We start from the raw sequence: 11747 nt of genomic DNA on the forward strand, positions 1-11747 counted from the left end.
GGGATTTGATGGGCGCCAAGGACCCTGTGGGAGCGAGCTTACTCGCGATAGCGGTGGATCAGCCATGTGGATGTCGACTGGCCGGCCGCCTTCGCGAGCAAGCCCGCTCCCACAGGGTTCCGTGTGTCGAGAGAGTCGCGACAACCACCAAAACCCGCTATCTTCGCCGCCATTCAAAATGAGAGGCGGTATGGGCTATCTACTGTTTGTGACTTTGATCCAGGCGTTTTCCTTCAGCCTGATCGGCGAGTACCTGGCGGGGCATGTCGACAGTTATTTCGCGGTGCTGGTGCGGGTCGTGCTGGCGGGACTGGTGTTCATCCCCCTGACGCGCTGGCGCCAGGTCGAGCCGTCGTTCATGCGCGGCATGTTGTTGATTGGTGCGTTGCAGTTCGGCGTGACCTACGTATGCCTGTACCTGAGTTTCCGGGTATTGACGGTGCCAGAAGTGCTGCTGTTCACCATCCTCACGCCGCTGCACGTGACCTTGATCGAAGACGCCCTCAATCGACGCTTCAACCCTTGGGCGTTGATCGCGGCACTGGTGGCCGTGGCCGGCGCGGCGGTGATTCGTTATGACAGGATCAACCCGGACTTCTTCATGGGCTTCTTGCTGCTGCAACTGGCCAACTTCACCTACGCGGCCGGCCAGGTGCTGTACAAGCACTTGGTGGCGCGTCACCCAAGCGACCTGCCGCATTACCGGCGTTTCGGTTATTTCTATCTCGGCGCGCTGATGGTGGCGTTGCCGGCGTTCCTGCTGTTCGGCAAGACAAATTTCTGGCCCGAAGCACCGTTGCAGTGGGGCGTGCTGGCCTTCCTCGGCCTGGTCTCCACCGCGCTGGGGCTGTACTGGTGGAACAAAGGTGCCTGCCTGGTCAACGGCGGCACGCTGGCGGTAATGAACAACCTGCACGTGCCGGTGGGGCTGCTGGTGAACCTGCTGATCTGGAACCAGCACGAGGCGTTGGGGCGACTGCTGCTGGGCGGGTCGGTGATATTGGCGGCGGTGTGGATCAGTCGGTTGGGTAACAGACCCGTGCCTGGCGTAAACTCCGCGGCATGATCAACATTGGCATCGGGCAAATGCCATGACGACGGAACGGATCAATAAGGGGTTGCGCAGTGGACAAGGTTGATGAGCTGATTATTGCTGCCTTGAAGGATGATTCCAGAGTCAGCCTGGCGCAGCTTGCCAGGCAAGTTCACAAATCCCGTACGGCGGTGGAATCGCGAGTTCAGAAGCTGATTGAAAAAGGCGTGATCCTGGGCTTTACGATCAACGTTGCCGAGGATGAGAAAGCCCAGCAGTCGGCATTCCTGATGTTGCGGCTTGACGGCAACAGTTGTCACCTGGTGTTCCCGAAGATCCACCACTACCCGGAAGTGATCCATGCCTACTCGCTCTTCGGCGATGTGGACATGATGCTCGAAGTCAAATACAGAAACTTCGAGGCGCTCATGGTGCTCAAGGACAGTTTCCTGAAAATCGAGCACGTCAACGAGGTAGTGGTCAATCCGGTGCTCAAGGCTTGGCGCTGAGATTATCAGTGAGCAGCGTCAATCGGCGCTGCTCACTAGGATCCCTTGCTGGAGGGGCTGGGCGAGCACGGTTTCAAGGAAGTAGTGGTCCAGGCTTGGCATTTTCTGACGAAGCAGTCCTACCAACTCCTCGATGACCGATTGATTGAACTTCCCTGGCGTTTCGTCGTGCCCCAGTACCACGACCAGCAGGCTGGACGAATCCTGGGTCAGACGAAAATCGTGGGCATCGGCGTCCACTTTGCCGATGCTCGCCAAAGGGACATCGCCGCAGCTGTAGATCAGGTCTCCGGTGGGGATGGTGATGTCTTTCTTGGCGAACAACGGGCGAAACTTCCTGGGCTCCTCCGAGCGCAATACGTGGATGTCCTCCCGACGATGGTAAGTGTGCACGCCGATGCTGACACCATGGCGAATCGCAACGGCGTTGTAAGCGTCGACGATGTTATTGATGGGTTGGGCACCCTTGGAAATGAATCGCCTGAGCAGTTTTTCGTTGGCACTCACGGTATTTTCATAGCCAAGCTTCTTGAGCTGTCGAGAGAACCCTTCGTAGACGCTGCTTGAGATCAGGCTGTTCAGGTGTGAGGCGACATGATTCAGGTTGTTTTGCAACACGCCCATGAAGCTTCGGTCGTCGGAAACGGTAATGTTGTCTATTACCGCCGCGCAGGCATTGTTGATGCCCAGGTCACTGGCTGATTTCTGGATAATCAAACGGGGTTTCATCAGATCATCCCCATAATTGCTTGCGTAGACTTTCAGTGCTGGCGTCCAGTTGGCTGATCTCGGGGTGATGCAGCCAGAACAAGCCAGGGCACGTGGCAAAGTCGATCGTCACCGGTGTGGTGTCGCCGGGGGTGATGAAGTATTTATGACCGCAATAGGCACTGTCCTGTGCGACGCTTTGCAGTGTCGACAAAGGAGGCGCATTGAACGTGCGGTTTTCGTTGGAGCAGAAAAAACCGATCCGTCCCTGGCTGATTGCGCCGGCTTCTGCTGTGTCAGGCCGCGAACGTCCCAGGTAGCTGTCGATGGACAGTGACAGCAAATCAGGCTGATAAACCTGTTGGAAGAGCTGCGGCGCGATCCCTCCGTGCAAGCGGCCTCCCGCCTCGATCATCACCGGGCCGGCGTCGGACCAGATGATTTCCATGTGGATCGGACCTACCCTGATATCCAACGCGGCGGCCGCTTTGCGAGCGTAGTCGATCAGCGGCTGCAAATCGGGCGAGCGGGGATCAAGGGTGTCCAGGCTTTCATAGACGAAATGGCTACCGTTCTTATGGATCTTGGCGTATCTGCACACCGAGGCAATGATGAATGTCCCCTCGAAAGCGACCATGTCGACCACGTATTCCGGACCGGATATGAACGGCTGGACAATAAAGCCCAGGTTGATCTCACCCAGGTCATTTCTTTGATTCCATGCCGCGTCGTCCAGTGCGGCCCGGACCGCTGCGCCGCCTTCGGCAAATACTACCCCCTGCGTGGCTGCCGAATTCAATGGCTTGATCACGTATTTCAGAGCCGGATCCAGCGTGGCCACGAAATCAGTGATTTGCGCTGGCGATTTCAAGGTGTTCGAAGGAATGTGGCGTAGACCCTGTTCCTCCAGCGCTTTCTGCATGGCGAACTTGTTGCGACGCAGGTCACTGGTTCTGCTGCTGTTACCGACGACCCCGAGGGATTCGGTCAGGTAGTCCGTCAGGTAGATCGCGGTCTCGCACCCAGCGATCACGGCCGTCACGGACAAGGCTTTCAGTGCGTCCAGCGGTTGATCGTCCCAGTAGAAAATATCTGCAAAGTTATCTTCCACCAAGTCGCAGGTGAAGTGCTGGGGCAAGTCGCGGGAGGACACCACGGCGATGCAGCGTACACCTTGGTTATTGAGCAACGGCGAATAGAGCTTGCCGGTGGAGAAGGGGTCGACGATCAGTACGGTTTTCAATTGGCGATTCCTATTCGGCAGTGACTGTGTGGGTGGCGGCAGGGCTGAGGTTCCACACCAGCACGGCACATCCCAGCAATGCGGCGGACACGATCATCAGCAGGCGCGCACCTTCGATACCCAACAAGCCCGACGTGGTGAAAAAGGTCAGGATCATGGGCGCCGAGCCACTGACCAGCAGGTAATAGAGCGAGCTTTTGGCGGCAATGACGTCGGCGGTCCGGGCATTGGGTGCTGACTCGATCAGCGTCTTGCGCAGCTGGATCCTCAAGCTGTTGATGCAAAAGCCCAGCAGGAACGCTGCGGCCATCATCACGTAGAGGTTCTGGAGATAAACGATCGCGACGTCGGCCAGGACCACCAGCAGTATGGCGCTGTAGCTGTTGAGCTTGATTCGCGGCAACACGGCAGCGCTGAAGGCACCCAGGCCGGCCAGGCCACTGGCAACGCCGAAGAGGGTTGCGTTCCACTCGTTGAGCTTCTGGAAAACAATGGGCACGAGGCTGTTGAACGCGCCAATGTGGAAGCCAATCATGCTGAGGACAATGATCAGGATGTACAGATTTGCCGGCAGGCTTCGGACAAGCGCCGCACTGGCTTGCGGTGCTTGTACCGGGTCGTCGCGAGTCGGCGTCGCGGCAACAAGCAGCATTGCTGCAAGCGACACGATAGCGGCCACGCTGATGATCTGCAGGGTCTGGTTGACCGAGAAGACATCCACGATCACTCCGCCCAGCAACGCACCGCCGAAGGCCCCGATCTGAATGGAGGTTTGCATCAGTCGCGCGGACGTGTCGCTGTTGGTCACGCCTGCCAGCACCAGCTTGGTGTTTTTCGACTCCAGGGTACTGATGGTGAAATAGTCGGTGACGCCCACAACGAACGCGATGCCCAAGAAGCCGATCGGCAGCAGGGCTGCATCGGTCAATGACAGCCCGAGAACGGCTCCGAACGCGATGAGCCGGATATAAAGCAGCCGTCGCATGCTCAGTTCGACGGTAAAGAACCTGCCGATGAACTGCTCGCAGAGATAAGGCACCACGGTTGCCACGCACAGCGTCGCGCCCACCAAAAAAGTCGAGCCGGTGGTTTCCAGGCCAAACCAGACCATGGCGATGACGATCGCCATGTCCAGGCCGGTGAAAAGGGTCACGATCGAATAGAACGCCCCTAAGGTTGATTTATGGGTCATTGGCTTAACTCAACGTGGCGAGAAAGTTTAAGCAGCGGCACGCACCGGTTGTTTTCGCCGACAACGGTGCTGATGACGTTACGCACACGTACCGTTGGCAGAGATTTCTTTTCCAGGTTGCACAGCTTGTAGGCGTTGTCATGCCAAGGGCAGATAACGCTTTGCCCATCCTGCGTGACGTCGCCCATGTGTAACGGGCCGCCTCGATGGGGACACTCAGTGGGCAGTAGTTGCGTTGAGTGAGAATGCCGCTTGAGGAAATAGGTTTTCTCATCCACGGCCACGTAATGAACATGGGCCAGGTTCAGACTGATAGCTTTCATGGCGGGACACTCAAATTGCCGTAACGGTGTAAGTGCAAGTCTTGCTGGTAACGCAAGTGCCATGAATCATCCCCTTGGGGATGACGATGCCTTCGCCAGCCTTCAATCGGACCGACAATTCGGGACTCATGACAAAGTCCAGCTCGCCTGACTCGACCCAGAACAATTCATCGTTGGAATGGGTGTGCAGCACCGACAGCTCGTTTTCCGACTCGGTGATGCGCATGTCCACATTGCGCTTGCCATGAAGTTCTGCGGCGCGGGCACGGTGTTCATCCAGCTCGTCATGCCATTTGATATGTGCATAGAGCTCTTCGTCGGCGATGTCCTGGAGCAGTTTGAATTCCTCGAAACCGCGGATCAGGTCTGGAATGATCGTGTTGCCGAACTGTTCGATCATCGGAATGATCAGGCGCTTCAAGGCCATCCGTCCGTGATGAACGTCGATATGCGAGTGCTCGTCGAAGTACTCGGTGGGTACGGTGTTGTCGAAGATTGTCCGGATGGCACGGGACTGGTGCTTGGTCGTCAAGGCCAGCGTGGCTTTGGTGTAATACATGGCGCCGATGTAGCGGAACAGCTCGCCATGGTTGGCTGACACATAGTGGAAGTAGTTGGTCAATGACAGCGAACTGGCGGTATAGAACTGCCAGTAGTAATGGACATGGTGCGACATGCCCATCGCCTTGAGCATGTCCTCGAAGATCGTGCTGTGTTTCTTCTTGTCCACGCCATAGCCGTACTCGTCGATCAGAATCTTGAACAACTCACTGGTATAGACGCCGCAGTTGCCCAGTACGTTGCGGGCCATGGCAGACGCTTCGCTGAGAAAGTCCCCCGCGCACTGGGTCATGAAAAACTTGGCCGCCCGTTGTGGGTCTCGGCTGGTGGTCAGTACTTGAAAGAGTCTCGAGTCGGATTGAGCGACGTCTTCCAACACTTTATCGGTATGAGCCAGGAACGATTCAAGTTCCCAGGGGCCATTGATGTGGACTTCTTCCTTGAGCCAGCCGTAGACATAGTTCTCCAGCACGGGACGGATCTTTTTACCGAACGCCACGTGTTGTGGCTCATAGAAGTCCTTGAACTCCTTCAGGTTGAACGCCATGGGCGGCTTGGGGAGGAAAACCAAGTCTTGCTCGTAGATGTTCAACAGCAACCGTTGCGCCAACAAATGGTGGCTGCTGGAAAGTTGGTTGCTTTTCAGGCTCTCGGTAAGCAGCGAGTCATTGATGTCTTGAGGTCGCGAGGGGCGCCGATACGGGCTGCTGGTATAAAAACTGCTGGGCTGGGCGAACGCATCGGCCTGAGCATAGAGGGCGAGTGCCTCGGCTGCTGCATTCGATCCATCGTAGGCAGACTCACGGGTGAGTTTTGTCGTCCATAACATGTTGTAGCGCCTTCGCTCAATGAATGAAGGCAAGATGCTAATGGTTTGAAACACTTGGAAATAGACGAGATATGTCCGCGCTCGTAGTGAAATCCACTAAAGGCATAGCGGTATTTCGGCTGATTCGATTCATGATCGATCTGCCAGTCGTAGCGTTCAGCTTTCCAAGCGTTCGACTGCCTTGACGTCCGGTTTGATGGCCAACAACCCCGCCCGCAAATCCGTGCCGCTCGGCTGCTGGTACAAGCCCAAGCCGAACTCAGGCATCACCGCCAGCAGGTAATCGAAAATATCCCCCTGGATGCGCTCGTAGTCGGCCCATACCGTGGTGCCGGTGAAGCAGTAGATTTCCAGCGGAATGCCCTGGGCGGTGGTCTGTAGCTGGCGGACCATGCAGGTCATGTTCGGCTGGATCTCGGGATGGCTTTTCAGATAGGCCAGGGCGTAGGCGCGGAATGTACCCAGGTTGGTCATGCGCCGACGGTTGGCCGACATCGCCGCAACGTTGCCCTGGGCTTCGTTCCAGGCCTTGAGCTCCGCCTGTTTGCGGCCGATGTAATCGGTCAGCAGGCGCACCTGGGACAGGCGCTGCTCTTCGTCGTCATGCAGGAAGCGCACGCCGCTGGCGTCGATAAACAGGCTGCGCTTGATCCGCCGTCCGCCGGATTGCTGCATGCCGCGCCAGTTCTTGAACGACTCGGACATCAACCGCCAGGTCGGGATCGAGACGATGGTCTTGTCGAAGTTCTGCACCTTCACCGTGTGCAACGTGATGTCCACCACATCACCGTCGGCGCCCACTTGCGGCATCTCGATCCAGTCGCCGACCCGTAGCATGTCGTTGCTGGTCAACTGCACGCTGGCGACGAACGACAGCAGCGTGTCCTTGTAGACCAACAGGATCACCGCCGACATCGCACCCAGGCCCGACAGCAGCAACAGGGGCGAGCGGTCGATCAGCGTGGCGACAATGATGATCGCGCCAAAGACGTAGAGCACCATTTTTGTCAGTTGCACATAGCCCTTGATCGAGCGGGTGCGCGCATGTTCGGTGCGAGCATAGACGTCCAGCAGGGCGCTGAGCAGCGCACTGATGGCGAGCAACATGAACAGGATGGTGAAGGACAGCGCGACGTTGCCGAGGAAAATCATGCTGGTCTTGCTCAAGCCCGGCACCAGGTGCAGGCCGAACTGAATGATCAGCGACGGCGTGGTCTGCGCCAGGCGGTGGAAGACTTTGTTCTGGCGCAGGTCGTTGACCCAATGCAGGGCCGGCTGGCGGCCGATCAGCTTGGCGCCGTGCAGGATCAGGTAGCGCGCCACGCGCCCGAGCACCAGGGCGATCGCCACCAGCAAAACCAGCGCAAGACCGGAATGCAGCAGCGGATGTTTATCCAAGGCGCCCCAGAAATCCTGGAGGTTGAGCCAGAGTTGTTTGATATCCATGGGCGAGACGGTTCTTCTGTGAGCGCGATGGGGCGAATTAGAGCATTTAAGCGCCGCGAAGTGACCGTTGATCGCGAATCCAATCATTAAAACACGCTGATTTGCTGCCGTTTGCACAAAGAAACTCGGCCTTCGCGCTCGAAACCGTTACCCTATGCAGCTGTTTTTTTGCATTTCTTCGAGGTAGCACCCGTGTTTTCCCAATTCGCCCTGCACGAACGCCTGCTCAAAGCCGTGGCCGAGCTTAAATTTGTCGAGCCAACGCCGGTGCAGGCAGCGGCTATTCCGCTCGCGCTCCAAGGGCGTGACCTGCGGGTGACGGCGCAAACCGGCAGCGGCAAGACCGCCGCGTTCGTGCTGCCGATCCTCAATCGCCTGATCGGCCCGGCCAAGGTCCGTGTCAGCATCAAGACGCTGATCCTGCTGCCAACCCGCGAGCTGGCCCAGCAGACCTTGAAGGAAGTGGAGCGCTTCTCGCAGTTCACCTTCATCAAGTCGGGCCTGATCACTGGCGGCGAAGATTTCAAGGTCCAGGCCGCCATGCTGCGCAAGGTGCCGGACATCCTGATCGGCACACCGGGACGGATGATCGAACAACTGAACGCCGGCAACCTCGACCTCAAGGAAGTCGAAGTGCTGGTACTCGACGAAGCCGACCGCATGCTCGACATGGGCTTTGCCGAAGACGTGCAGCGCTTGGTGGACGAATGCGTGAACCGTCAGCAGACCATGCTGTTCTCCGCCACTACCGGCGGTTCGGGCTTGCGCGAGATGATCGCCAAGGTGCTGAACAACCCTGAGCACCTGCAGCTCAACGCGGTCAGCCAACTGAACTCCACCACCCGCCAGCAGATCATCACGGCTGACCACAACCAGCACAAAGAGCAGATCGTGAATTGGTTGCTGGCCAACGAGACCTACGAAAAGGCCATCGTCTTCACCAATACCCGGGCCATGGCCGACCGCATATACGGCCGCCTCGTCGCCCAGGAATACAAAGCGTTCGTGCTGCACGGCGAGAAAGACCAGAAAGACCGCAAGCTGGCCATCGACCGCCTCAAGCAGGGCGGCGTGAAGATCCTCGTCGCCACCGACGTTGCCGCACGTGGCCTGGACGTGGATGGCCTGGACATGGTCATCAACTTCGACATGCCTCGCAGCGGCGACGAATATGTGCACCGCATCGGTCGTACTGGCCGTGCCGGCAATGACGGCCTGGCGATCTCGTTGATCTGCCACGGCGACTGGAACCTGATGTCGAGCATCGAGCGCTACCTCAAGCAGAGCTTCGAGCGCCGCACCATCAAGGAAGTCAAAGGTGCCTACAGCGGACCGAAAAAGGTCAAGGCGTCGGGCAAGGCCGTTGGCGTGAAGAAGAAAAAGGTCGACGGCAAGGGCGACAAGAAAAAGACCGGCGCCAAGGCCCCGACCAAGCGCAAGACCGCCAACCGTCCGAAGACCGACGCCCCGTCGCTGGTCAGCAAGGACGGCATGGCCCCGCTCAAGCGCCGCAAGCCAGAGGCGCCGGCGGCTGAGTGAGTTGGCGTTAGCGCTGCATGAAAAGACCGGACCTTGAGTCCGGTTTTTTTATGCGTAACTGACCCGTGGCGAGGGAGCAAGCTCCCTCGCCACAGAAGCCCGCTGTCCTGAGTTCAGCAATCACTCCGCCTTCTTCTGCGCCTCTTCCATTTCCTTCAAGCGCTTGTCGATCAACTGGCACTTGTCCGGCACATCCTTGCTGGATGTCTCCATGTTCATGGCCTGCAGTTCGTCATTCATCTCTTTTGCTTTGGAGGGGTCCTGCTCGGTGAGCTTGGCAACCTTATCCGCCAGTTGCTCGCGTTTGATGGTCGCCTCCTCAGGTGTGCAAGTGGCCCAGGCGGGCAGGGCGCAGGCGAGAGTGGCGGCGAGGGTGAGTTTGATGAGGGTCTTCATGGCTGGGCCTCGTACTTCTTGTTGGGCTGTTATTCGGTTGAGGCCGGGGTGCACGGGGAAGTTCATTTGATCGTTATGGCGTCGACCTTGGACGTGGCGGATTTCGCGTTCCAGTACCGGTTCATTCCAGACGTACGGCTAGGCCAATCACCTCGAAATATGCACGTTTGGTTGACGTCAAAATGATGGCTCATTAATATCGCGCCACTATTTTGATGTCATTTCTGTCGAGGGATCGAACATGTTCTCACCCGCCCCTTGGGCGAGGTTGTGCGTGGCTTTGCTGTGCCTTTCTCCGCTTTCCCTTGCTAACGCCGCCCCGACTCCTGGTGACACTGACCTGATCCGCGAACGCCAGAATCGCTTGCTCGAAGAGCAGCGTCGGCGCCTCGAAGAACTCAAGGACCTGCCGGGCAAGGAGGCGAAGCCTACCCAACCGACAGCGCCTGCCGATACCCGTTGCTTCCCCATCAAGTCCATCGAACTCAAAGGCGCCGACAGTTTGTCCGCCAGCGATCGGGAACGTTTGCTCAAGCCCTACATCGGCCAATGCCTGGGCGTGCCGCAGCTCAACGAACTGCTTAAAGTCATCACCGATCACTACATCGAAAAAGGCCTGGTCACCAGCCGGGCGTATTTGCCGCAACAGTATCTTTCCAGCGGCCATTTGCAGGTGCTGGTGGTCGAGGGGCGACTGGAAGGCCTGAAGGGCGCCGAAAACAGCGGGTTGTCCGAGCGGGAATTGGCGATGGCGTTTCCCGGCGAGACCGGGGAGTTGGTCAACCTGCGGGAAATCGAGCAACTGGTGGACCAGCTCAACCGCCTGCCGTCCAACCAGGCCAAAATGGAGCTGACCCCCGGCCAGAACGTCGGCGGCAGCCAAGTATTGGTCACCAACGATCCGCAAAAGCCGTGGCGCGCCGGTTTGTCCCGCAGCAACGACGGCCAGCGCAGCACCGGCGAACAACAGTGGGGCACCAGTTTCGAATGGGACAGCCCGTTGGGGCTGGCCGATCAGTTGATGTTGCGCGGCGGTCACGATGCCATGACCGACCACCAGCACACCTCCAACAACGCCATGCTGTATTACAACCTGCCCTGGGGCTGGTGGAACTTTAGCTACACCTACAGCCAGAGCGAATACCGCTCGCAGATCCCGGCCAACGGCTTCAACTTCAAGCAGACCGGCGACAGCCAGAACCATCAGCTGCGCGTCGAGCGGGTGATCCACCGCGACGCCGTGAGCAAAACCTCACTCAACACCGGCCTGGCCTACCTGCGTACCAACAGCTACATCGAGGACAGCAAACTCGATGTCAGCAGCAATCGCCTCAGTGAGGGCCAGTTCGGCATCAACCACGGTCGCCGGGTCGGCAACGCTTTCGTCAACCTGGACTTGGGCGTGCAGCAAGGCATCGGCGCTTTCGATGCCCAGGGCGACAACGATCCGGGTCCCGGCCAGGCCGATGCCCGCTACCGCAAATACACCGCCACCGCCAGCTATCTGCAACCGTTCAAGGTGTGGGGCGAGTCCTTCAGCTTCAGCAGCCTGATGACCGGCCAGCGCAGTGAAGACGTGTTGTTCAGCCCGCAACGCATGAGCCTGGGCGGACAGTCTTCGATCCGTGGCTACAAGGATCAGTCGCTGTCCGGCGACAGCGGCGGCTACTGGCGCAACGACCTGCGCTGGAGCCGCCCGGTGACCCTGGAATGGCTGCGCCCGGTGTTCGCCGAGTACGGCACCAGCCTCGGTTACGACCAGGGCGTCATTCGGGGCGATCGCTACAACGGCGATCAGCACGGACGCATGTCGAGCAACTCGTTGGAGCTGTTTGCCCGCGGCCAACACCTGAGCGCCAGCGTCACCTTCGCCCATTCCCTGGAACGTCCGGACGCCCTGACCGAGCGCGAAGCGCCGATCTACTTCCGCCTCGACCTATCCATCTAATTCGCTGCACGAGACCCGAT

General features: G+C 58.5%; 11 protein-coding genes. 4 read left to right on the plus strand and 7 right to left on the minus strand.

Features of this window, described 5'->3' with window-relative positions; translation table 11 throughout:
• The first annotated feature begins 190 nt into the window (after window positions 1–190).
• Window positions 191–1066, plus strand: a complete 876-nt coding sequence (locus JZ00_RS20355; RefSeq protein ID WP_039593158.1) for a carboxylate/amino acid/amine transporter — start codon at window positions 191–193, stop codon at window positions 1064–1066.
• Window positions 1067–1125: 59 nt separating this feature from the next.
• A complete protein-coding gene (locus tag JZ00_RS20360) occupies window positions 1126–1542 on the plus strand; it encodes an Lrp/AsnC family transcriptional regulator (RefSeq protein WP_039593157.1) in 417 nt (138 codons plus the stop codon).
• 18 nt (window positions 1543–1560) lie between these two features.
• Here the strand turns inward: JZ00_RS20360 and JZ00_RS20365 are convergent, their stop codons facing one another.
• From JZ00_RS20365 to JZ00_RS20390, 6 genes are all read right to left on the minus strand, one after another.
• Window positions 1561–2271, minus strand: coding sequence for a phenylalanine--tRNA ligase beta subunit-related protein (locus tag JZ00_RS20365; protein ID WP_045155335.1), 711 nt, complete (start codon window positions 2269–2271; stop codon window positions 1561–1563).
• 4 nt (window positions 2272–2275) lie between these two features.
• The gene (locus JZ00_RS20370; protein ID WP_039593156.1) at window positions 2276–3493 is read right to left on the minus strand and encodes an ATP-grasp domain-containing protein; all 1218 of its coding nucleotides are present in this window, start codon (window positions 3491–3493) and stop codon (window positions 2276–2278) included.
• 10 nt (window positions 3494–3503) lie between these two features.
• The gene (locus JZ00_RS20375; protein WP_039593155.1) at window positions 3504–4685 is read right to left on the minus strand and encodes an MFS transporter; all 1182 of its coding nucleotides are present in this window, start codon (window positions 4683–4685) and stop codon (window positions 3504–3506) included.
• Window positions 4682–5008, minus strand: coding sequence for a Rieske 2Fe-2S domain-containing protein (locus JZ00_RS20380; protein WP_039593154.1), 327 nt, complete (start codon window positions 5006–5008; stop codon window positions 4682–4684). The genes JZ00_RS20375 and JZ00_RS20380 overlap by 4 nt, the downstream gene beginning before the upstream one ends.
• A 10-nt stretch (window positions 5009–5018) precedes the next feature.
• Window positions 5019–6398 (minus strand): iron-containing redox enzyme family protein, encoded by a 1380-nt coding sequence (locus JZ00_RS20385; RefSeq protein ID WP_235433106.1) that lies wholly within the window; start codon window positions 6396–6398, stop codon window positions 5019–5021.
• A gap of 156 nt (window positions 6399–6554) precedes the next feature.
• On the minus strand, window positions 6555–7844 hold the full coding sequence (locus JZ00_RS20390; protein WP_046509959.1) for a mechanosensitive ion channel family protein: 1290 nt from the start codon (window positions 7842–7844) through the stop codon (window positions 6555–6557).
• Window positions 7845–8036: 192 nt separating this feature from the next.
• Here JZ00_RS20390 and JZ00_RS20395 point away from each other — a divergent pair, with 192 nt between their 5' ends.
• A complete protein-coding gene (locus JZ00_RS20395) occupies window positions 8037–9383 on the plus strand; it encodes a DEAD/DEAH box helicase (protein WP_039593153.1) in 1347 nt (448 codons plus the stop codon).
• Between the two features lie 120 nt (window positions 9384–9503).
• Here JZ00_RS20395 and JZ00_RS20400 read toward each other — a convergent pair whose 3' ends face one another.
• Window positions 9504–9779 (minus strand): hypothetical protein, encoded by a 276-nt coding sequence (locus tag JZ00_RS20400; protein ID WP_039593152.1) that lies wholly within the window; start codon window positions 9777–9779, stop codon window positions 9504–9506.
• A 241-nt stretch (window positions 9780–10020) separates the two neighbouring features.
• On the opposite strand from JZ00_RS20400, the gene JZ00_RS20405 reads away from it, so the two are divergent.
• Window positions 10021–11727 carry a ShlB/FhaC/HecB family hemolysin secretion/activation protein gene (locus tag JZ00_RS20405; RefSeq protein ID WP_039593151.1) on the plus strand — a complete coding sequence of 569 codons (1707 nt, stop codon included), beginning with the start codon at window positions 10021–10023 and terminating at the stop codon, window positions 11725–11727.
• Window positions 11728–11747 lie beyond the last annotated feature (20 nt).

The sequence above is a fragment of the Pseudomonas frederiksbergensis genome (genome assembly GCF_000802155.2).
Taxonomy (GTDB): domain Bacteria; phylum Pseudomonadota; class Gammaproteobacteria; order Pseudomonadales; family Pseudomonadaceae; genus Aquipseudomonas; species Aquipseudomonas frederiksbergensis_A.